Here is a 22827-nt window from a genome sequence, read left to right as displayed (position 1 = left end):
AACGCTCCCTGTGTAGGCGCTGCCAAAGGCGACGCCTACAGGATTCGGCGTCAAGGTCGATAACCCAGTATTGCTGCCCTTATCACAGAAGGTATTTATGTCATCCACCCACGCCCGCGTCGACTCGATGTCTTTGCTGCTGTTCACGTTGCGCAGCGGCAAGCTGATGGCGATCAATCTGTTGAAGGTCAGCGAAATCATTCCCTGCCCACCGCTGACCAAAATGCCCGAGTCGCACCCCCACGTAAAAGGCATTGCGGTGCTGCGCGGGTCGTCGTTGTCGGTCATTGATCTGAGCCGGGCCATCGGTGAGCAGCCCTTGTTGGACCCCAATGGAGGGTGCCTGATCGTCACCGACATCAGCCGTTCCCGGCAGGGGCTGCATGTACAAAGCGTGAGCAAGATCGTGCATTGCCTGAGCACAGACATTCGCCCGCCGCCTTATGGCTCAGGCAAGCGCTCCTACATCACCGGCGTCACGCAGGTGGATGGCGCGCTGGTGCAGGTGCTGGACATTGAAAAAGTAATCCACGGCATCACCCCGGCCCGGGTAGAACCCCAGGCACAACCCCTCAGCCGTGAAGACGCGCAATTGCTGGCCAACGCACGAATCCTGGTGGTCGATGACAGTCAAGTGGCGCTGCAACAGTCGGTGTTGAGCCTGCGCAATCTTGGCCTGCACTGCCACACGGCACGCAGCGCCAAGGAGGCCATCGACCGCCTGCTGGAACTGCACGGCACGCCCGAGCAAATCAATGTGCTGGTTTCGGACATTGAAATGTCCGAGATGGACGGCTACGCCTTCACCCGTACCCTGCGTGAGACGCCGGATTTTGCGCACTTGTATGTATTGCTGCACACCTCGCTCAACAGCACGATGAACAGCGAGAAAGCCCGACTGGCCGGGGCCAATGCAGTACTGACCAAGTTTTCCTCGCCGGAACTGACCCAATCGCTGATCCTGGCCGCCCGCACCGTGGCCGAGCAAGGTGCCTGACTGCACATGAGTGAGTACTGCCTGCTGCTACGCAAAGACCTGCGCCAGCCCCTGGCCCCTGTGCCGTGGCCTGAAGATGTGCTGCTGACCCGGCTTGAACAGGATCGGATGCCCGCCGTGCATGCCTTGCTCGAACTGGGGTATGCCGCTGGCCAGGGCAGTGTCGAGCCATTCACACGCTGGCAACATGACCTGTTGCACGACGCGGAATACGACCCACAACTGTGTTTTGTCAGCCTGCTCGACGACCAGGTGGTCGGCGTGGCGGTGGCCTGGACCAGCGCTTACCTCAAGGATCTGGTGGTGCATCCTCGCCTGCAAGGACGTGGGCTGGGCGGCGCGCTGCTCTACCAGGTGTTCAGCACGTTCAAGCAGCGCGGTGAAGCCTGTGTCGACCTCAAAGTCATGGAACACAACCACCGCGCCCGCCGGCTTTACCACAAACACGGCCTGCAACGGGTGCGCCGCGAAGCGCTATAAGCATTCGACAATCAGCGCTTGCCCATGGAACGACGAGTGCCGGGAGGCGCTGCACCAGGGGTTTTGGTGTGGCCGTGACCTTCACCTTTTTTGTAGTGGGTCTGCCCTTTGGAACTGGCTTTGTTCTTGGCAAATTCAGCAGGCTTGAATGGAAACGTGAACGCTGGAATCACCGGCTTTTTCGGGGTTTCCACAGTTGCTTCGGTTTCAATCGGTTCGGCGCTCACGGCATCGGGAGCGGCCGGTGATGTAGGAGTGGTCATGAAAGCTCCGGATTACGGGGGAGTGATCGGCCAGTTGGCGCAAGACGGCGCAGTATACCTGCCCGATCTACCCGTCGAGCAGTCACCGGTAGGAAATAGTCAGCACGCCGCGCTTGCTGGCAGACACGTTATCGTTGGCAGGTGGCAGGTTTTTCAGCGCTTCAAAGGCCGTGGAAAAATGCGGCTCGCTGCCACCGGCGCCTCGTGAGGCCATATTCACCGCAATGACAATACCGGGCTCGACCTCAATCAGCTTTATGGACTGCCCCACGTTCATATCGCTGACCGGGGCAATCTCGTAGGAAGACTCCACAATAGCGCCCTGAAAATGAATCTCACCGCTTCTGACAACCGACTGTGCCTCAGCTTCTTTAGCCAACAGCATGAACACACACGCGGCAAAACTTAGCGCCATCTTCTTCATTGTTCACGCCTCTGAGCGGGAACGCTGGAGCGCACCCTCTACAGAACTATCGACGTGGGCAGCTCTTTCTTGATGCTGATCACACTATTTTTATGTTCCTGTCCGTAATGTCAGTTTGCAGTCACTCTGCTGACCGGATTCAAACGCTATAACCCTGACTATCCTTTTCCACGCACACGGCGTTTACCCGGCATGCGCATTCAAACTAAAAAAATAGTGCTAGGCACGTTGGTGATTGTTCTGCTCGGCGCAGGCTTCTGGCTGTTCAAACGCCCCGCCTCTCACACCCCGGTCGCAGCTACCGCCGTGCCGGTGCGAGTCATTCAAGTGGTGCAGCAAGACGTCCCCCGCACCGTCAGCGGGATCGGTGCCGTGCTGTCGCTGCACAGCGTGATCATCCGCCCACAGATTGATGGCATCCTCACGCAATTGCTGGTCAATGAAGGGCAGACTGTGCGGGCCGGGGACTTGCTCGCGACCCTGGATGACCGTTCGATCAAGGCCAGCCTGGACCAGGCCAAAGCTCAATTACAGCAAAATCAGGCGCAGTTGCAGGGTGCGCTGATCGACCTCAAGCGCTACCAGTTGCTGAGCGTCGACAACGGCGTGTCCAAACAAACTCTCGATCAGCAACAGGCACTGGTCAATCAGCTAAAAGCTACGGCGATAGGCAATCAGGCGGCCATTGAAGCAGCGCAGGTGCAACTGTCGTATACGCAGATTCACTCACCGGTCACTGGCCGCGTGGGTATCCGTGCCGTGGATCCGGGTAACTTCCTGCGGGTCAGCGATACCCAGGGGTTATTTTCCGTGACCCAACTCGATCCGATCGCTGTTGAGTTTTCCCTGCCCCAACAGTTGTTGCCCACTTTGCATGAACTGCTCAACGCCAGGAATCCGGCCCTGGTCAAAGCCTTTATTGGCGACGCGGACCACAGCGGCACGCCGTTGGGCGAAGGTCGCTTGAGCCTGATTGACAACCAGGTAACCGCCAGCACCGGCACCATCAAGGTCAAGGCACAGTTCGACAACCCCACCCATACGCTCTGGCCTGGGCAACTGGTGAATGTCGAAGTGCAGACCGGGCTCGATCAAGGCGCCCTGGTGGTGCCGCCTTCGGTGGTACAACGCGGCCTGGACCATTATTTCGTGTACAGGGTCAACGGCGACAAGGTCGAAACCGTGCCCGTGCAACTCCTCTATCAGGACACGGCGTTGAACATCGTCAGCGGCGTCAATGTGGGCGATACGTTGGTCAGTGATGGCCAGTCGCGACTCAAACCCGGCTCGCGGATTGAAATCCTGAGCGAGCCCGCGCTCGCAGATACAGGTTCGAACAATGCCACGCCGGTGCAACCATGACCCGCAGCCGCTCACTCTCGGCCTGGTGCGTCGATCACCCGATTGCCACCGTGTTGCTGACCTTTGCGTTAGTGCTGCTGGGCTTGATTGCCTTCCCGCGTCTGCCGGTCGCGCCGCTGCCCGAAGCTGAATTTCCGACCATCCAAGTGTCGGCACAACTGCCCGGCGCCAGCCCGGACACCATGGCTTCCTCGGTGGCTACACCGCTGGAGGTGCAGTTCAGCGCCATCCCCGGCGTCACCCAGATGACTTCCAGCAGCGCGCTGGGATCCACCAGCCTGACCCTGCAATTCACCCTCGACAAAAGCATCGACACCGCCGCGCAGGAAGTCCAGGCGGCGATCAACACTGCTTCGGGCAAGTTGCCCAAAGACATGCCCACGCTGCCCACCTGGCGCAAGGTCAACCCGGCGGACAGCCCGGTGTTGATCCTGAGCATCAGCTCGTTGCACATGCCCGGCACCGAACTCAGCGATTACGTAGAAACCTTGCTCGCCCGGCAAATCAGCCAGATCGACGGCGTGGGCCAGATCAACATTACCGGCCAGCAACGCCCGGCGATCCGGATCCAGGCCTCCGCCGACAAACTGGCGGCCATCGGCCTGACCCTCGCTGACATCCGCCTGACGCTGCAACAGACCAGCCTCAACCTCGCCAAAGGCGCGCTGTACGGCCCATCGAGTATTTCCACGCTGGCAACCAACGACCAACTGTTCGATGCCGACGAGTACGGCCAGTTGATCGTCTCGTACAAAGATGGCGCGCCCGTGCAGTTGCGCGACGTCGCGCGGGTCATCAACGGCTCCGAGAATGACTATGTGCAAGCCTGGTCGGGCCACCAGCCCGGGGTCAACCTGGTGATTTCACGCCAGCCAGGGGCCAACATCGTCGAGACCGTCGACCGCATTCAAGCCGCTCTGCCCGGCCTGCAAGCCATGCTCCCGGCCTCTGTTGAGGTCACGGTGCTGAGCGACCGTACCCAGACCATCCGCGCCTCGTTGCATGAAGTTGAAATCACGCTGCTGATCGCGGTGCTGCTGGTGGTCGCGGTCATGGCGCTGTTCCTGCGCCAGTGGTCAGCTACATTGATTGTCTCCGCGGTGCTGGGGGTCTCGTTGATCGCCAGCTTTGCCCTGATGTACGTGCTCGGGTTCAGCTTGAACAACCTGACGCTGGTGGCGATTGTGGTAGCCGTGGGGTTTGTGGTCGACGACGCGATTGTGGTGGTGGAGAACATCCACCGCCATCTCGAAGCAGGCGAAAGCATGCGCGATGCGGCAATCAAGGGGTCGAGTGAGATTGGCTTCACCGTGGTGTCGATCAGTTTCTCGCTGGTGGCTGCATTTATTCCACTGCTGTTCATGGGCGGTGTGGTCGGGCGGCTGTTCAAAGAGTTCGCCCTGACCGCCACCTCAACCATTGTGATTTCGGTGCTGGTGTCGCTGACCCTCGCTCCGACCCTGGCTGCGTTGTTCATGCGCGCACCGGTGCATCACGCTGACGCCCGGCCCGGTTTTGGCGAGCGCTTGCTAGCCCTGTATGACGCAGGCCTCAAGCGTGCCCTCGCCCACCAGCGGCTGATGCTGGGGGTATTTGGCGTGACATTGGCGATGGCCATTGCTGGCTATGTGCTTATCCCCAAGGGGTTCTTCCCGGTTCAAGACACCGGTTTTGTTCTGGGCACCAGCGAGGCGGCCTCGGATATTTCATACGCGGACATGACCCAGAAGCACTTGGCACTGGCCAAGATCATCGGTGCCGACCCGGCAGTGCAGGCGTTTTCGCATTCGGTGGGCGTGACCGGCAGCAACCAGACCATCGCCAACGGCCGCTTCTGGATTGCCCTTAAAAACCGCGGCGAGCGCGATGTTTCGGCCAGCGAGTTTATCGACCGTATCCGCCCACAACTGGCCAAGGTGCCGGGCATAGTGCTGTACCTGCGCGCCGGGCAAGACATCAACCTCAGCTCCGGGCCAAGCCGCAGCCAGTATCAGTACGTACTCAAGAGCAACGATGGGCCCACGCTCAATACCTGGACCCAGCGCCTGACAGAAAAATTGCGCACCCTTCCAGCCTTTCGCGACTTGTCCAATGATCTGCAACTGGGCGGCAGCATCACCCACATCAGCATCGACCGCAAAGCTGCCGCGCGCTTCGGCCTGACCGCCACCGATGTCGACGAAGCCCTGTACGACGCGTTTGGGCAGCGCCAGATCAATGAATTCCAGACTGAAACCAACCAGTACAACGTGATACTGGAAGTCGACAGCAAGCAGCGCGGCAAGGCCGAGAGCCTGAACTACTTCTACCTGCGCTCACCGTTGACCGGTGAAATGGTCCCGCTCTCGGCCGTGGCCAAGGTCGATGCCCCCACCAGCGGCCCCTTGTCGATCAGCCATGACGGGATGTTCCCGGCCGCCAACCTGTCTTTCAACCTTGCCCCCGGCGTGGCCTTGGGTGACGCAGTGCTGATACTCAATCAGGCGAAAAACGAGATTGGCATGCCGAGCACCATCAGCGGCAATTTCCAGGGAGCCGCACAAGCGTTCCAAAGCTCGCTGGCCAGTCAGCCGTGGCTGATTCTGGCCGCGCTGGTGGCGGTTTACATCATTCTGGGTGTGCTATACGAAAGCTTCGTGCACCCGCTGACGATCATCTCGACGCTGCCCTCGGCGGGGCTGGGTGCACTGTTGATGCTGTGGATATGTGGCCAGGACTTTTCGATCATGGCGTTGATCGGGCTGGTGTTGCTGATCGGGATCGTCAAGAAAAACGGCATCCTGATGATCGACTTCGCCCTCGATGCCCAGCGCACACGCGGGCTGAGCCCCGAGGCCGCAATCTATGAAGCCTGCCTGACGCGTTTTCGACCGATCATCATGACCACCCTTGCCGCCCTGCTCGGCGCCTTGCCGCTGATGCTCGGCTACGGCACCGGCGCCGAGTTGCGCCAGCCCCTGGGGATTGCCGTGGTCGGCGGGTTATTGGTCAGTCAGGCGCTGACGCTGTTTACCACGCCCGTCATATACTTGTGGCTCGAACGATTGTTCCACCGGTCCAAACCCGCCAACTCACTGGCGACGGATCACTGAGGCAGGTTATGCGCGTTCTGATTATTGAAGATGAAGAGAAAACCGCTGACTACCTGCATCGCGGGCTGACAGAACAAGGCTACACGGTGGATGTGGCCCGCGATGGCGTCGAGGGTTTACACCTGGCGCTGGAGAGCGATTACGCGGTGATTGTGCTCGACGTGATGCTCCCGGAACTCGATGGCTTTGGCGTGCTGCGAGCCTTGCGCGCGCGCAAGCAAACCCCGGTGATTATGCTAACCGCGCGCGAGCGGGTTGAAGACCGGGTGCGCGGCCTGCGCGAAGGCGCTGATGATTACCTGGGCAAGCCGTTTTCGTTTCTGGAACTGGTCGCCCGGTTGCAAGCCTTGACCCGTCGCAGCGGCGGCCATGAGCCGGTGCAGGTGACGGTCGATGACCTGTGGATCGACCTGATAAGCCGCAAGGCCAGCCGCGCCGGAAGCCGCCTGGACCTGACCGCCAAAGAATTTGCGCTGCTCAGCGTACTGGCCCGGCGTCAGGGCGAAATTCTGTCTAAAACAGCGATTGCCGAGATGGTCTGGGACATCAACTTCGACAGCGACGCCAACGTCGTCGAAGTCGCGATCAAACGCCTGCGGGCCAAACTGGACGGGCCTTTCGAGCACAAGTTACTGCACACCATTCGCGGCATGGGTTACGTACTGGAGCGTCGTAGTGTCTAAGCAGCCGACCCGCATGAACTCTATCGCGCTGCGCCTGAGCGTGCTGTTCACGCTGGTGGCCCTGCTGGTGTTTGTACTCATTGGCGGGGCGTTGTACCAGCAGGTCGACAAGGGTATCAATCTGCTGCCCGAGGCCGAACTGGATGCACGCTTCAGCGTCCTGGAATCATCGATCAATCGCTTCGGTAACCCTGATCATTGGGCCAAGATCACCTCCAAACTCACCTTGCTCAGCGAAGAAGACAAACGCATTCGCTTTTGGGCCATCAGCAGCGACCCGCAGTATGAGTATGGCGCCCCCGACACCCAGATAAGGGCCTTTGCCCAAGGCCCGGTCGGCGTGCGCGATCTGCAACTGCCCGGTTCGGATTACCCGTTCAAGGTGTTGATCAGTCAGATCCCGGCCAAGGAGCAACGCCCGGCGCTGCGGTTTTTGATCGGCATCGACACCGAGACCTTTCGCCAGACTCAGCACCACTTGCTGATGGCGTTGATCAGCCTGGCGATTATTGGCGTGTTGTTGGCGTCCGCGCTGGGCTATTGGGTGGCGCGTATCGGTTTGAAGCCGCTGATCACCCTGTCTGAAAAAGCCCAAAAGCTGGAACCGCCACGCTTGTCCGGGCGCCTGCATCTGTCGCCATTGCCGCCGGAGCTTGACCATCTGGTCAAAGGTTTCAACTCCACGCTTGATCGGGTTGAGCAAGCGTACACCCGCCTTGAGTCTTTCAATGCCGACGTGGCCCATGAACTGCGCTCGCCCCTGACCAACCTGATTGGCCAGACCCAAGTGGCGCTAACGCGCGGGCGTTCGGCGGAGCATTACTTTGAAGTGCTGCAGTCCAACCTCGAAGAGTTGGAGCGGCTGCGCAGCATCATCAATGACATGTTGTTCCTGGCCAGTGCCGACCAAGGCAGCAAAGCGAGCAAACTGACCCGTGCCTCACTGGCCGATGAAGTGGCCACCACGCTGGACTATCTGGAGTTCATTCTTGAAGACGCCAACGTCACGGTGAGGGTCAGCGGCGATGCCCAGGTCAATATCGAAAAAGCCCACTTGCGCCGAGCACTGATCAACCTGCTGAACAACGCCGTGCAGCATACCGAGCCCGGGCAACAGATCGATGTGCAGATCGAACACACCGAACAGCAGGCCAGTATCAGTATCAGCAATCCGGGCGGGCCGATTGCCGACGAGCATTTGCCGCGTCTGTTCGAGCGCTTCTACCGGGTGGATGCTTCACGCCACAACAGCGTTGCCAACCACGGCCTGGGCCTGGCCATCGTCAAAGCCATCGCGCACATGCACGGCGGCGAAGTGTTTGTGCGCACCGGCAAGGGTCGCAATACGTTTGGGCTGACTCTGCCGGTGTAAAGGCTGCAACTGTTAACCATCCATCACCGCCTTCGTGCAAGGTCAGCACCTACCGTGCTTTGTTACCCAAAACGCAACAGTCCTTGTACGGATTGGCGCTGTTTCCTGCACGGCAAGCGCTATAGATTTAGCCCATCACACAGCACTTGCTAAGCAAGAAGGTCTCCAAAATGTCCACCAGTATGGGTATGGCTAGCGTTTTAGTTTTGTCGTCTATGTTGTTGTCGCCTCTGGCCATGGCGGAGGAATCTCCTGCCTTCGTAGCCAAGAACGAGGCCCGCGCAGCGGCCTTTGAACAGCGCCAGACAGAACTCGCGAACCACCCGCAAAATGATGTGAACTCCCAACAAACACAGGTCAAAGTCAGCACAACGAATGAGTCAAAAGACAGCTGATTGCACGTGCAAATACTTCCCGACCCAGTCAGTCCTGCCGACTACATGTGACTGATTGTTTCAAAAGCCGCTATGATAGCGGCTTTTTTTTGCGTAAAAAAAGGCACTACCGCCGCGAAGCGCCTACAAATAAGAACAGAAATTTCCCAAGAGAATAAAAACTGCTGTCACTTGAAAGGAGCAACCGACTGATGAAACAGACGCTTAAACTCAGTCCTTTATTCATCGCCCTGTCTGCAACGATCCCCGGGTTTGCACAGGCAGATGACGAGGCCTCCAAAGAGGGGTTTATCGAAGGATCGACTCTCGATTTACATCTACGCAACTACTACATGAACCATGACGTTCACAGCCCGAATATCCACGACGGTAAAGAGTGGGGCCAAGGCTTTATTGCCAAGTTCGCCTCAGGCTATACACCTGGCGTGGTCGGATTTGGTCTGGATGCGTACGCCATGCTGGGTCTCAAGCTCGATGGCGGTGGCGGCACAAGCGGCAGCAGCATCCTGCCGGTCGGCGGTGGCAACGGCAATGCGCCTACTGACTTCTCGTCAGGCGGTGCGGCGCTGAAAATTCGCGCATTCGATACCGAACTCAAAGCCGGCGACCTGTTTATCACCAACCCGGTGATCGCAGGCGGCGAAACCCGCATGCTGCCGCAGACGTTCCAGGGCATCAGTCTGACCAACCACAGCTTCGATGGCTGGATGATCGAGGGCGGGCAGGTTACCTATGACAAGCCCTATAACCAGAGCGGCATGCGTCGCCTGACCACCACGTATGGCGACCTTAATGGCCAAACTACCAAGCACCTGAACTGGGCCGGCGTATCGTTCAGCGGGATTGCTGGGGTGACCAGCAATCTGTATGCCTCGCAGTTGCAAAATGTCTGGAATCAGTACTACTACGATCTGGACTACACCCACTCGCTGAGCAACGGTATCACCCTGAACCCAGGTTTCCATTACTACCACACGCAGGACACCGGCAAGGCGCTGTTGGGCTCCATCAACAACAACACCTTCAGCCTGCACTTTGCCGTGGGCATGAACGGCCATACCGTGACCGCCGTGTACCAGCGCGTCAACGGCAATACACCGTTTGACTACATCAACCAGGGCGACAGCATTTACCTGGATAACTCGCAGCAGTATTCGGACTTCAACGGCCCGCACGAACGCTCGTGGAAGCTGCAATACGATTATGACTTTGCAGGGTTGGGCTTTCCGGGCCTCAGCACCCGCGCGGCATACTCGCGCGGCACGGTGGACCTGACCAAGGCTGACCCGAACAGCATCGGCTACAGCAACTGGTACAACCCCAATGGCAAGAATGCATTCCACTGGGAGCGCGACCTGGACCTCAGGTATGTGGTGCAGCAAGGCAAGGCCAAAGACTTGGGCCTCACCCTGCGCTGGGCGACCAACCGTGGTAATGCGGCATATAAAACCGTCGACCACAATGTGGACGAATACCGCGTGATTGTGGACTATCCTCTCAACATCTTTTAAATCGGAACCATAAGGCCAGCTCGTTAGCTGGCCTTATGCCTACAAGGCTTTACCTGTGTAGTGGGCACGATTTATAGCCTTGAGGGTAAAGCCATTAAGTACTCCGCGCGCACGCCTGTGATTACCCGCCGCACCCTGATCGGGGCGACCACCTTTTCGGCCATTGTGATTCTCACCATCGTCGGCTACTTGCTGGTTCGTGAATACCGCAATACCGAAGAAGACGCCAAGCGTTCAGCCCTGAATATCGTGCAACTGATCAGTCGCGACATTCGCACCACCTTTTCGACCTATGATTCTGCGCTGATTAACATTGCCGACTTGCTGCACAGCCAAGTCTTGTCGACGCTGCCTGTCCAGACCCAACACGCTTTGCTGTTCGACAGAACCAGTGAGGCGCCCTCCAGTGGCGGGTTCTTTGTGCTGGATGCGCAAGGCAAGCTGATTGCCCACTCACAACCGGGCGTGCGCGTGCCTGCCAACGCCCTTCAGCAACCGTGGTTCACTGCGCACCAGCACACGGCAGTCGACGACCTGTATATCAGCCACCCGCAACTCGCCAATGCCGATAGCAACGAATGGATCATCCTTCTCAGCCGAAGACTCCCGAGCCCGGACGGGGCTTTCGCCGGGGTTGTGGTGGGGCAATTGAAGATGTCGTACTTCCAGAATCTGTTCCGAGGTCTGGACATTGGCCCAAGCGGTAATATCAGCCTGCTCGACACCGACGGCACGCTGATGATGCAGTACCCGGCGACCAGCAAGATCGCTGCCGGCCAAGACCTCAGTCAGGCGCCCAATTTCAAGCGGTTTTTGAACGAGCGCTATGGCGGTTTTATCGCCATGTCCGCGATCTATCACCATGAGCGCCTGTATAATTTCGCCCAGGTCCACGACCTGCCCATGATCGTAGTCGTGGCGGTCGCGGCCTCGAGTATTTTCAGTAATTGGCAGCACACAGCACTGTTGATCGGCAGCGTGACACTTCTTCTGTGCCTGGGGCTGTCATGGCTGACCTGGCTGCTGCTTCGCGAATTGAGCTTGCGCCATTTGGCAGAGCGCGACCTCGCTACCCTGGCGTCGACCGATCCGCTGACAGGCCTTGCCAACCGCCGCACACTGGACCGCACCCTGGATCTGGAATGGCGCAGGGCGCAACGTTCGGGCTGCCCGTTATCGCTGGTGATGATTGATATCGACCATTTCAAAGCCTTCAATGATGACTACGGCCATCAGGCGGGTGACGAAGCCCTACGCCAGGTGGCGCAGGCGATCGAAGCCCACGTACGTCGCCCGGGGGACCTCGCGGCGCGGTACGGCGGCGAAGAGTTTGCCGTGGTGCTGAGCGAAACGGAGGCAGCAGGGACACGCGTCTTATGCGAGAAAATCCGTCTGGCTGTCGAGCAGATGCCTGCGGTGTTGCCGGACCACAAGAAACTGACCATCAGCCTGGGCTCGTGTACGCGCTATGCCAAGCCGGGTGAAACCCCGGATGCCCTGTTGAGCGTGGCTGACAAAGCGCTGTATCAAGCCAAGAACACCGGGCGTAACCGGGTCGTGAACATCAATGAGACGGGGTTGAATGCGCTGAAGCCGCCGTTGGTGTAGGCAAGAGCCCATGGGCATGACCTTTGTGTACGGCAGTTGCGATCTTTAAGATCAAAAGATCGCGAGACAAGCTCGCTCCTACAGATTTACGTTAAACATCGGGTAAAAAAAAGACCACCCGAGGGTGGTCTTCAAAAACTAGAGAAAGAAGTTTTACTTAAACTGCCGCAACCGGACGCATGTACGAAATCGGTGCAGTGCTGGCGTCTTCAAAGGTCACGACTTCCCATGCGTCTTTCTGCTCAATCAGCTTGCGAAGCAGCTGGTTGTTCAGTGCATGGCCAGACTTGAAGCCCTTGAACTCACCAATCAGGCTATTGCCCAACAGGTAGAGATCGCCAATGGCGTCGAGGATTTTGTGCTTCACAAATTCGTCTTCGTAGCGAAGGCCGTCTTCGTTCAGTACACCATCGGAGTCGACTACGATCGCGTTTTCCACGCTGCCGCCGAGTGCGAGGTTGTGCTTGCGCAGGTACTCGATGTCACTCATGAAACCAAAGGTACGTGCGCGGCTGACTTCTTTTACAAACGAAGTGCTTGAGAAGTCCACGCTTGCACTTTGGGTGCGGTTACGGAAAACCGGGTGATCGAAATCGATCTCGAAGCTCACTTTGAACCCTTCGAAAGGGACGAAAGTGGCGCGTTTGTCGCCATCTTCCACTGTCACTTCACGCAGGATGCGGATGAACTTCTTCGGCGCGTCCTGTTCTTCCAGGCCGGCAGATTGAATCAAGAACACGAAAGGTCCGGCGCTACCGTCCATAATCGGGACTTCAGACGCGGAGAGTTCGACGTAGGCGTTATCGATCCCAAGGCCAGCCATGGCCGAGAGCAAGTGCTCTACCGTGTCTACTTTTACGTCGCCGTTGACCAACGTGGTCGACATCGTCGTCTCGCCGACGTTTTCCGCGCGGGCAGGAATCTGCACAACAGGGTCAAGGTCTGCACGACAAAACACGATGCCGGTGTCCACAGGCGCAGGCTTGAGGGTCAGGTAGACCTTCTCACCGGAGTGCAGGCCGACACCTGTGGCACGGATAATATTTTTCAGGGTGCGTTGTTTAATCATGGCATTGGCCGCTTCAGCGCAAATTGCGAACTGGTATCAACAAAGGCTGGCGATAATAGCAGACCGAGCCTTTGCTGAACACCAATCACCTGAATACCCCTGATTGATTTCATTAATCAGCCTGACGACGCAGGAATGCCGGGATGTCCAGGTAGTCCAGATCATCTTGCGGATTCAGTTTTGCAGCCGCTGTCGCGCCATGCTGAGCCTGATTACGCATTACGGTTGGGCGATCCAGGTCACGGTAGTTAACTGCAGGCTGCTCCTGACGTTCTACACGTGGCTCTTGACGCGAAGGCGCTGGTTGAGCCGCAGAAGGTGCGTACGATGCCTGAACGGTATTGTCGATAACCTTGACCGGCTTCTCGATTTTCGCGCCCAGACCGGTTGCAACCACGGTCACGTGCAGCTCGTCGCGCATGTCCGGATCAATAACAGTACCGACCTTGACCATGGCGTGTTCCGAAGCGAAGGCTTCGATGATGCTACCCACGTCGGAGTACTCGCCCAGGGACAGGTCCGGACCTGCGGTGATGTTCACCAGAATGCCGCGCGCGCCTTCCAGGTTCACGTCTTCGAGCAACGGGTTGCGGATGGCCGCTTCGGTCGCTTCGCGTGCACGATTCGGGCCGCTGGCGCAGCCAGTGCCCATCATCGCCATGCCCATTTCGCTCATCACGGTACGCACGTCGGCAAAGTCGACGTTGATCATGCCAGGACGTTTGATGATGTCGGAGATACCGCGAACGGCACCGGCCAGTACGTCGTCAGCCTTGGCGAAAGCCGACAGCAGGCTGGCGTCTTTGCCGAGGATGGTCAGCAGTTTTTCGTTCGGAATCGTGATCAACGAGTCGACGCTTTCAGACAACAGACGAATACCTTCGTCAGCGATCTGCATGCGCTTGCGACCTTCAAACGGGAACGGGCGTGTCACCACTGCAACGGTGAGAATCCCCATTTCCTTGGCCACTTCGGCAATGATCGGTGCAGCACCGGTACCGGTACCACCGCCCATACCCGTGGTAATGAACACCATGTTGGTGCCCACCAGCACTTCTGCGATGCGCTCGCGGTCTTCCAGAGCGGCCTGACGACCGACCTCAGGATTTGCGCCGGCACCCAGGCCTTTGGTCACACCCGTGCCCAATTGCAGGATGGTACGCGCGCCGATGTTTTTCAGCGCTTGTGCGTCAGTGTTGGCGCAGATGAATTCCACGCCTTCGATGTTGCTCTTAACCATATGGTTAACAGCATTGCCACCGCCACCACCAACACCGATAACCTTGATTACCGGGCTTTGCGGGATGTTGTCTACGAGTTCGAACATGGTCCCTCTCCTTACATTTCTCTAGTTATTTCGCCTACTTCTACTGCTTTTGAATCTGTTACCGCTCAAGCTTTAAAAATTGCCCTGAACCCAACGCTTGAAGCGCTCGAACACAGGGGCTTTTTGTTCATCACTGCCGTAGTTGTCGCGGTTGCTGATACCCGATATCGAAATACCGTCCGACTGCTTTTGCAGCCCGTATAGCAACAAGCCCACAGCGGTGGAGTAGATCGGATTGCGCACAACGTCGGACAAGCCTTTGAAGCTGTGCGGCACACCCAGGCGAACCGGCATGTGGAAAATCTCCTCAGCCAATTCGACAGCACCTTCCATTTTCGAAGTACCACCGGTCAGCACGATGCCGGCCGGGATCAAGTCTTCGTAGCCACTGCGACGCAGCTCCGCCTGGATCAACGTGAAGAGTTCGTCGTAGCGCGGCTCGACCACTTCGGCCAAGGCCTGGCGAGACAGCTCGCGCGGAGGACGATCACCCACGCTCGGTACTTTGATGGTTTCACCCGCGCTGGCCAGTTTGGCCAGTGCACAGGCGTAACGGATTTTGATCTCTTCGGCGTACTGGGTCGGGGTACGCAACGCCATCGCGATGTCGTTGGTCACCTGATCCCCTGCAATCGGGATCACTGCGGTATGCCGAATCGCGCCTTCGGTGAAGATGGCGATATCCGTGGTGCCGCCGCCGATATCGACCAGGCACACGCCCAGCTCTTTCTCGTCGTCAGTCAATACCGAGTAAGCCGACGCCAGTTGCTCGAGGATGATGTCATCCACCTCGAGGCCACAGCGGCGTACGCACTTTTCAATGTTCTGCGCCGCGTTCACCGCGCAGGTCACAACGTGCACTTTGGCTTCCAGACGTACGCCCGACATACCCAGAGGCTCACGAACGCCTTCCTGGTTGTCGATCACGTAGTCTTGCGCCAAGGTGTGCAACACACGCTGGTCAGCCGGAATGGCCACTGCCTGGGCAGCGTCAAGCACGCGTTCCAGGTCAGCCGTACTCACTTCGCGATCACGGATCGCAACGATGCCGTGGGAGTTCAGGCTGCGGATATGGTTACCCGCAACGCCGACGAACGCCGAGTGAATCCGGCAACCGGCCATCAGCTGCGCTTCTTCAATCGCGCGCTGGATCGATTGCACGGTGGACTCGATGTTCACCACCACGCCCTTCTTCAGGCCCCGAGACGGATGCGTGCCAATACCGACGATTTCGATCGTGCCGTCTTCACCAACCTCGCCTACCAGCGCCACCACCTTGGAGGTGCCGATATCGAGACCAACGATCATTTTGCCGCTTTGCACATTTGCCATGGGTCCTGCCTCTTCTTAATTCTTCGCGACAGCGGGTTGGGCTATCGTGGGTGCCACAGGTTCCCGCCAGCCGACGGCCAATCCGTTGGCATAACGCAAATCAATGCGCGCTATGTTTGTGATCTGCTCTTTCAGCGTTTTTTCATAGATGGCTATGAAGCGACGCATTTTTTCCACCAGGTGATCGCGCCCCAACAGCAGCTCGATCCCGGGCCCTGCACTGCCAGCTCCAGTGGTCAGGAACCAGCTACCGCGCTCACGCAATTCCAGCCGGGCAATGGAAAAGCCCATCGGACGCAGCATCTGGCTCAACACCTGATACTGCTGCATCACTTGCTGCTGAGCCCGTTGTGGACCGAACAGCTGCGGCAAATGCTCGTAGTTGGCCAGCTCACGCGGGGTGAACGCCTGGCCCTGGTTGTTAAGCAGTGCTTCATCACCCCAACGAGCAACCGGCAGTTGCTCTTCAAGGCGAATCACCACTTGGTCCGGCCACACCCGACGGACTTCGGCGTGAGCAATCCATGGCATTTGTTCCAGCTCAGTGCGCATGCCTTCCAGATCGACCGTGAAGAAACTCGCGGCCACATAAGGAGCAATACGCTGTTGCACGGCCTGCTGGCTGATATAGGTCAAATCACCTTGCACATTGACATTGGTGATTGGACGGTCCGCGTACGGCATCAGGCGTTGAGCGCCTTCGTACGTACCGAACCCGAGCGCTACCAGCAGCACAGGCCAAAACAGCACTTTCAAAAAGCCGAAATTGGCTTTTGGCACACGCACCGACATCGGCTCTTTAGCCACCATTCGGCTTGCACCCCGTGGCACCGGCTTGCGGCCGGGGACAGGTTGCTGATGACGAAGCGATGCGCCTGGCATGTTCTTAACCTCGTGACTCAACACTGGCGGCCAGAATCGACAGCACCAGTTGTTGGAAATCCAGACCCGCTGCCTTGGCCGCCATCGGCACCAGGCTATGGTCGGTCATGCCCGGAGCAGTGTTGACCTCCAGCAGCCAGAACTGGCCATGGGTGTCCTGCATCACGTCCAGGCGGCCCCAACCGGCAATACCGATCGCCTCACAGGCTTTCGCCGTGAGCTCCATGAGTTCTTGCTCTTTATGGCTATCAAGGCCGCACGGAATCCGATACTGGGTATCGTCGGACACGTATTTGGCGTCGTAGTCGTAGAACGTATGCGGCGTCCCCAGCGCAATCGGAGGCAGCACCTGATTGCGCAGGGTGGCGATGGTGAACTCAGGACCGTGAATCCATTGTTCAACCATGACTTGCGAGTCGTACTTGCTGGCCACTTTCCACGCCGCGATCAATTCCTCGACGTTGTTCACTTTGGCCATTCCGATACTTGAACCTTCATGCGCCGGTTTGACGATCAAAGGGAAGCTCAGTTCCTTGGCCGCTGAAATACAATCGTCATCATTGCTCAGTACGGCATGGCGCGGAGTTGGAATCCCCAGGCTGTGCCACACCTGCTTGGTGCGCAGCTTGTCCATGGCCAGTGCCGAGGCGAGGATGCCGCTGCCGGTGTAGGGAATGCCCAGGCATTCCAGCAGGCCTTGCATACTGCCGTCTTCGCCGCCACGGCCGTGGAGGATAATGAACGCACGGTCGATTTTTTCAGCGGTGATGCGGGTAACGAAATCATCCCCCACATCAATGCCGAACGCATTGACCCCAGCGCTTTGCAGCGCTTGCAGCACCGCATTGCCGGATTTCAAAGACACTTCACGCTCAGCGCTTTTGCCACCGAACAGCACCGCTACACGGCCGAAATCGGCTGGGGCAATAGTCGAGAACAGATTGGCGTAGGTAGTAGTCATTTCAACTTCCCCTCGCTGGAGGCGATCACGGCACCGGCGAACAACGGACTCTTGATAAGTTGTGGTGCCAGACGGCCAATATCGCCCGCTCCTTGGCACAACAGAATGTCGCCCGCGCGCAGTAGCGGCTTGACGATGGGCGCCAGCTCAACGCCGCGCTCAATGTAGATCGGGTCCAATTGGCCGCGCTGACGAATGCTGTGGCACAGCTGGCGGCTGTCCGCGCCCGGAATCGGCTCTTCGCCTGCCGGGTAGACTTCCATCAGCAGCAGCACATTGGCATCGGCCAGTACCTGCACGAAATCGTCATACAGGTCACGGGTACGACTGAACCGGTGCGGCTGGTACACCATCACCAGACGACGCTCAGGCCAGCCACCGCGTACGGCCTTGATCACGGCTGCGACTTCGGTTGGGTGATGGCCGTAGTCGTCGACCAACATCACGCTGCCGCCGTCCACAGGCAACTCGCCGTACACCTGGAAGCGTCGACCCACGCCCTGGAAACCCGACAGTCCCTGAACAATGGCTTCATCGCTGATGCCTTCATCCGTGGCAATGCAGAGGGTGGCCAAGGCATTCAATACGTTGTGATTGCCGGGCATGTTGACCGACACATCCAGGGGCTCGCGGTCAGGACGCAGCACGGTGAAGAAGGTCTGCATGCCTTGCTGACGCACATTGATTGCACGCACGTCAGCCGCTTCGTTGAAGCCGTAAGTCACGGTCGGACGCTTGACCAGCGGGAGGATTTCACGCACCACCGGATCGTCCAGGCACAGCACGGCCAAGCCGTAGAACGGCAGGTTGTGCAGGAACTCGACGAAGGTTTTCTTCAGCTTGTTGAAGTCACCTTCGTAGGTCGCCATGTGGTCGGCGTCGATGTTGGTCACCACGGCAACCATCGGTTGCAGGTGCAGGAAGCTGGCGTCGCTTTCGTCTGCTTCGGCAATCAGGTAACGGCTGGTGCCCAACTGGGCATTGGTACCGGCAGCGTTCAGACGGCCACCGATGACGAATGTCGGGTCCAGGCCACCGGCCGCAAATACCGAGGCCAGCAGGCTGGTGGTGGTGGTTTTGCCGTGCGTACCGGCAACGGCGATGCCGTGGCGATAGCGCATCAGCTCTGCCAGCATTTCGGCGCGGGGCACCACCGGAATCCGGCGCTCAAGCGCACTGGCGACTTCCGGGTTGGAGGTGTTCACAGCACTCGATACCACCAGTACATCGGCATTGGCAGCGTTTTCTGCGCGGTGGCCGATAAAGATGTGCGCGCCGAACGACTCTAGACGTTCAGTGACCGGCGAAGCATTCAGGTCCGAGCCCGATACCTGATAGCCCAGATTGAGCAATACCTCGGCAATCCCGCACATGCCCACGCCGCCGATCCCGACAAAGTGAATACGGCGGATACGGCGCATTTCTGGCTGCGGCATGGCTTTCTGATTCTCAACCATTGGCCACCTCCAGGCAGATGTCGACAACGTTACGGGTGGCGTCAGGTTTGGCCAGGCGGCGAGCATTGGCCGCCATGCTGTTGAGTCGTTCCGGTTGCATCAATACCTCTTTCAGGCGAGCAGCCAGTTCGGCTGCGCCAGTTGTCGCTTGCGGCATCAGGAAGGCCGCGCCCTCCCGGGCCAAAAAGTCAGCATTACGGCTCTGATGGTCGTCAATCGCGTGGGGCAACGGCACCAGCAGCGAAGGCAGACCGGCCGCAGCCAGTTCACTGACGGTCAGCGCGCCTGCGCGACAAACCACCAGGTCAGCCCAGCCATAGGCGTGGGCCATGTCTTTGATAAAAGGCTGTACATCAGCCTCGACACCGGCCGCGGTGTAGCGCTCGGCGGTGATTTGAACGTGTTGCTTGCCTGCCTGATGAAACACCTCAGGACGCACCTCGGCCGGTACGTTGGCCAGAGCTTCAGGCAGTAATTTGTTCAGCGGCTCGGCACCCAGGCTGCCACCCAGCACCAGCAAACGTGCCTTGCGCCCTTCGAGTGCAGCGCGAGGCGCCAGAGTGAACAGTTCAGGCCGCACAGGGTTACCCGTGGTGCGCAGTTTGTCCGAGGCTGCGAAAGTCTGCGGAAAGGCTTCACACACTCGGCTCGTCATCGGCACCAGCAGGCGATTGGCCGTACCGGCCACGGCGTTCTGCTCGTGGATGATCACCGGTACACCGCAGGTTTTGGCCGCCAGGCCGCCAGGCCCGGTGACATAGCCACCAAAGCCAAGTACACAGACCGGCTTGAGTTGACGAATGATTTTGCGTGCCTGGAACAAGGCCTTGAGCAATACAAACGGCGCCTTGAGCAGCGACAGTTTGCCTTTGCCACGCAAGCCCGCGACGTTGATCCGGTGCAGGGTGAAGCCTGCCGGTTCAACCAGTTCGTTTTCGATGCCGCGTGGTGTGCCGAGCCAGTGCACGGTGTAACCACGGGCTTCAAACTCACGTGCGCAGGACAACGCTGGAAAGACGTGTCCGCCGGTGCCGCCCGCCATGATCAGCACATTAGCGCCCATGGTTCGGCTCCTCTGCGAAGTCGCTTTCCTTGAAGTCGGTTTCTTCGCTGCCCAGGTGAGTTCGACTCTCCCACTCGATGCGCAGCAACAACCCCATACACACACAGCAAATGACCAACGAACTGCCGCCATAACTGAGGAATGGCAGGGTCAGGCCCTTGGTCGGCAGCAGCCCGACGTTTACCCCGATGTTGATCAGGAACTGGCCGATCCACAGGAACGACAGGCCGTACGCCATGTAAGCCGAGAAGTATTGCTTGGCGCGCTCGGCCCACAGGCCGATGTACATGCCGCGTACGCAGACAAAGACAAACAGGGCCACGGTCAGCAACGAGCCCACGACGCCCAGCTCTTCAGCCAGAACCGAGAACACGAAGTCGGTGTGCGCTTCCGGCAGGTAGAACTGCTTTTGTACGCTGTTGCCCAAGCCCACCCCGAACCACTCGCCACGACCGAACGCGATCAGTGCCTGGGTCAGTTGGTAGCCCGAACCGAACTGGTCGGACCATGGGTCGGTAAAGGTAATCAGACGCGCCATCCGGTAGGGCTGGGCTTGAACCAGCACGAACACCGCACCCACCGCCAATGCCACCATCAGCGCAAAACGGAACAGACCAACACCGCCCAGGAACAGCATGGCGGCCGCAGCCCCCATCATCACAACTGTGGCACCGAAGTCAGGCTCCATCAGCAGCAAACCGGCCATGGGCAGCAACACAATGAACGGTTTGAAGAAGCCCATCCAGCTGTCACGGACTTCCTTCTGTTGACGCACCAGGTAACCGGCGAGGTAAATCACCACGAACACCTTGGCGATTTCCGAGGGCTGCACGTTAAAGAAGCTGAAACCGATCCAACGCATCGAACCGTTTACCTCACGGCCGATGCCCGGCAGCAATACCATCACCAGCAAGCCAAAAGCACCCAGCAACAAGATAAAGCCCAGGCGTTGCCAGGTCGCAATCGGCACCATCATGGTCATGATGCACGCGCCCAGACCGAGCACGATGTAAAACAGGTGACGGATCATGTGGTACAGCGTGTTGCCAGACTGCAAGGCGGCCACTTCGGACGATGCCGAAGTGATCATCACCAGCCCCAGGCCAAGCAAGGCCAGACAGCCGGCCAGCAGCGGGAAATCGATGTCGATGCCACGACCGGTGATCAACGGCGAAGGATAAGGTTTCAGGAATCCGAAGATCATGCCAATGCCTCCACTGCGCGCGCAAAGAGGTGGCCGCGTTCTTCGTAGTTTTTGAACATGTCGAAGCTTGCGCAGGCGGGCGACAACAACACCGCATCACCGGCCTTGGCCAGCGCACGACTTTGCGCGATAGCCTCGTCCAGCGAGCTGACACGTACCTGTGGAACAGCATCGCCCAACGCATCGGCGATCAACCCCGAATCACGACCCATCAGCACTACCGCACGGCAGTGCTTGGCCACGGAGTCGCGCAGGCCGCTGAAATCAGCGCCCTTGCCATCACCGCCCGCGATCAGGACCAGCTTGCCGTCCATGTCCGTACCCAAACCATCAATCGCGGCCAGGGCAGCGCCAACGTTGGTGGCCTTGGAGTCGTTGTAATAACTCACGCCGTCCAGCTCGCGGACCCATTGGCAGCGATGCTCAAGACCGGCAAAGGTGCGCAGGCTCGACAGCATGGCGTCGAACGGCAAGCCCACGGCATGCCCCAGCGCCAACGCAGCCAAGGCGTTGGCCTGATTGTGTGCACCGCGGATTTTCAATTCGCGCACCGGCATCAGGTTCTGGAATTCGAAAGCCAGGTATTTTTCGCCCTGTTCTTCACGCAGACCAAACGCCTTGAAATCAGGAGCGCCCAGACCGAACGACCAGCACGGCAACCCTTCACCCATCAGCGGACGGGTGAGTGCATCCTGACGGTTGAACACCAGCTGGCGTGCACCACGGAAGATCCGGTGCTTGGCCAAGTGGTAGGCAGGCAGGCCGCTGTAGCGGTCCATGTGGTCTTCGCTGATGTTCAGCACGGTGGCGACTTCAGCACCCAGTTGGTTGGTGGTTTCGAGTTGGAAGCTCGACAGCTCCATCACGTACAACTCGACGTCATCGCTGAGCAGGTCCAGCGCCGGGGTACCGAGGTTACCGCCAACAGCCACACGCTTACCCGCCGCCGCAGCCATTTCACCGACCAGGGTGGTCACAGTGCTTTTCGCATTGGAACCACTGATTGCCACGATCGGGGCTTTTGCGTTACGCGCGAACAGATCGATATCGCCCGACAGCTTCACGCCACGGGCAGCCGCCGCTTGCAGAGCAGGCGTCGCCAATGCCAGGCCGGGGCTCACGTAGAGCTCGTCGGCACGGCACAGGAACTCGACATCCAGCTCGCCACAACGCACCTCCACCTGTGGATAGTCACGGCGCAGCGTGGCCAGCTCCGGTGGATTTTCCCGCGTGTCAGCCACGGCAAACGACACGCCCCGCTGCGCCAGGAAGCGCACTAGGGACATGCCGCTCTTGCCGAGGCCGACAACGATGCGGAAGTGGTCAGAAGCGATCAGAGACACAG

At 58.8% G+C, this 22827-nt stretch carries 20 protein-coding genes; 9 read left to right on the top strand and 11 right to left on the bottom strand.

The features are described 5' to 3' along the window. The first annotated feature begins 97 nt into the window (after positions 1–97). Together NTD86_RS02550 and NTD86_RS02545 are read left to right on the top strand one after the other, a co-directional pair. A complete protein-coding gene (locus tag NTD86_RS02550; RefSeq protein WP_262200584.1) occupies positions 98–997 on the top strand; it encodes a chemotaxis protein in 900 nt (299 codons plus the stop codon). A 6-nt stretch (positions 998–1003) separates the two neighbouring features. Further along, entirely contained in the window at positions 1004–1477 is a 474-nt protein-coding gene (locus NTD86_RS02545) for a GNAT family N-acetyltransferase (RefSeq protein WP_262200583.1), read from the top strand. A gap of 11 nt (positions 1478–1488) precedes the next feature. On the opposite strand, the gene NTD86_RS02540 is transcribed toward NTD86_RS02545, so the two are convergent. Next, entirely contained in the window at positions 1489–1740 is a 252-nt protein-coding gene (locus NTD86_RS02540; RefSeq protein WP_262200582.1) for a hypothetical protein, read from the bottom strand. Positions 1741–1822: 82 nt separating this feature from the next. Further along, the gene (locus NTD86_RS02535; RefSeq protein WP_262200581.1) at positions 1823–2164 is read right to left on the bottom strand and encodes a hypothetical protein; all 342 of its coding nucleotides are present in this window, start codon (positions 2162–2164) and stop codon (positions 1823–1825) included. A gap of 192 nt (positions 2165–2356) precedes the next feature. On the opposite strand from NTD86_RS02535, the gene NTD86_RS02530 reads away from it, so the two are divergent. The 7 genes from NTD86_RS02530 (at position 2357) to NTD86_RS02500 (ending at position 12187) form a co-directional block, all read left to right on the top strand. Beyond that, complete coding sequence (locus NTD86_RS02530) at positions 2357–3526, top strand: efflux RND transporter periplasmic adaptor subunit (protein ID WP_262200580.1); 1170 nt, start codon at positions 2357–2359, stop codon at positions 3524–3526. Then, positions 3523–6618 carry a multidrug efflux RND transporter permease subunit gene (locus tag NTD86_RS02525; protein ID WP_262200579.1) on the top strand — a complete coding sequence of 1032 codons (3096 nt, stop codon included), beginning with the start codon at positions 3523–3525 and terminating at the stop codon, positions 6616–6618. Before NTD86_RS02530 ends, NTD86_RS02525 begins: the two co-directional genes overlap by 4 nt. Positions 6619–6626: 8 nt before the next feature. Beyond that, the gene (locus tag NTD86_RS02520) at positions 6627–7301 is read left to right on the top strand and encodes a heavy metal response regulator transcription factor (RefSeq protein WP_153330380.1); all 675 of its coding nucleotides are present in this window, start codon (positions 6627–6629) and stop codon (positions 7299–7301) included. 13 nt (positions 7302–7314) lie between these two features. Continuing rightward, complete coding sequence (locus NTD86_RS02515) at positions 7315–8673, top strand: heavy metal sensor histidine kinase (protein ID WP_262200636.1); 1359 nt, start codon at positions 7315–7317, stop codon at positions 8671–8673. A gap of 170 nt (positions 8674–8843) precedes the next feature. Then, complete coding sequence (locus NTD86_RS02510) at positions 8844–9068, top strand: hypothetical protein (RefSeq protein ID WP_262200578.1); 225 nt, start codon at positions 8844–8846, stop codon at positions 9066–9068. A 191-nt stretch (positions 9069–9259) separates the two neighbouring features. Continuing rightward, positions 9260–10579, top strand: coding sequence for an OprD family porin (locus NTD86_RS02505; protein WP_262200577.1), 1320 nt, complete (start codon positions 9260–9262; stop codon positions 10577–10579). A 60-nt stretch (positions 10580–10639) separates the two neighbouring features. Continuing rightward, complete coding sequence (locus NTD86_RS02500) at positions 10640–12187, top strand: sensor domain-containing diguanylate cyclase (protein WP_262200576.1); 1548 nt, start codon at positions 10640–10642, stop codon at positions 12185–12187. Between the two features lie 157 nt (positions 12188–12344). On the opposite strand, the gene lpxC is transcribed toward NTD86_RS02500, so the two are convergent. From lpxC to murD, 9 genes are all read right to left on the bottom strand, one after another. Beyond that, complete coding sequence (gene lpxC, locus NTD86_RS02495) at positions 12345–13256, bottom strand: UDP-3-O-acyl-N-acetylglucosamine deacetylase (protein WP_055104996.1); 912 nt, start codon at positions 13254–13256, stop codon at positions 12345–12347. Between the two features lie 112 nt (positions 13257–13368). Beyond that, complete coding sequence (gene ftsZ, locus NTD86_RS02490) at positions 13369–14583, bottom strand: cell division protein FtsZ (RefSeq protein ID WP_262200575.1); 1215 nt, start codon at positions 14581–14583, stop codon at positions 13369–13371. 72 nt (positions 14584–14655) lie between these two features. Further along, the gene (gene ftsA, locus NTD86_RS02485; RefSeq protein ID WP_262200574.1) at positions 14656–15915 is read right to left on the bottom strand and encodes a cell division protein FtsA; all 1260 of its coding nucleotides are present in this window, start codon (positions 15913–15915) and stop codon (positions 14656–14658) included. A 15-nt stretch (positions 15916–15930) separates the two neighbouring features. Further along, complete coding sequence (locus NTD86_RS02480; RefSeq protein ID WP_262200573.1) at positions 15931–16797, bottom strand: cell division protein FtsQ/DivIB; 867 nt, start codon at positions 16795–16797, stop codon at positions 15931–15933. A 4-nt stretch (positions 16798–16801) separates the two neighbouring features. After that, on the bottom strand, positions 16802–17758 hold the full coding sequence (locus NTD86_RS02475) for a D-alanine--D-alanine ligase (RefSeq protein ID WP_262200572.1): 957 nt from the start codon (positions 17756–17758) through the stop codon (positions 16802–16804). Then, positions 17755–19215, bottom strand: a complete 1461-nt coding sequence (murC, locus tag NTD86_RS02470; RefSeq protein WP_262200571.1) for a UDP-N-acetylmuramate--L-alanine ligase — start codon at positions 19213–19215, stop codon at positions 17755–17757. Before murC ends, NTD86_RS02475 begins: the two co-directional genes overlap by 4 nt. Continuing rightward, a complete protein-coding gene (gene murG, locus NTD86_RS02465) occupies positions 19208–20278 on the bottom strand; it encodes an undecaprenyldiphospho-muramoylpentapeptide beta-N-acetylglucosaminyltransferase (protein WP_262200570.1) in 1071 nt (356 codons plus the stop codon). Before murG ends, murC begins: the two co-directional genes overlap by 8 nt. Continuing rightward, the gene (gene ftsW, locus NTD86_RS02460; RefSeq protein ID WP_410016941.1) at positions 20268–21482 is read right to left on the bottom strand and encodes a putative lipid II flippase FtsW; all 1215 of its coding nucleotides are present in this window, start codon (positions 21480–21482) and stop codon (positions 20268–20270) included. The genes murG and ftsW overlap by 11 nt, the downstream gene beginning before the upstream one ends. Beyond that, positions 21479–22825 (bottom strand): UDP-N-acetylmuramoyl-L-alanine--D-glutamate ligase, encoded by a 1347-nt coding sequence (gene murD / locus NTD86_RS02455; protein ID WP_262200569.1) that lies wholly within the window; start codon positions 22823–22825, stop codon positions 21479–21481. Before murD ends, ftsW begins: the two co-directional genes overlap by 4 nt. Positions 22826–22827: the final 2 nt, after the last annotated feature.

It is taken from the genome of Pseudomonas sp. 7P_10.2_Bac1, assembly GCF_025465935.1.
GTDB lineage: Bacteria > Pseudomonadota > Gammaproteobacteria > Pseudomonadales > Pseudomonadaceae > Aquipseudomonas.
The sequence above is the reverse complement of the archived record's forward strand: the minus strand, read 5'-3'. Positions and strand labels throughout refer to the sequence as shown.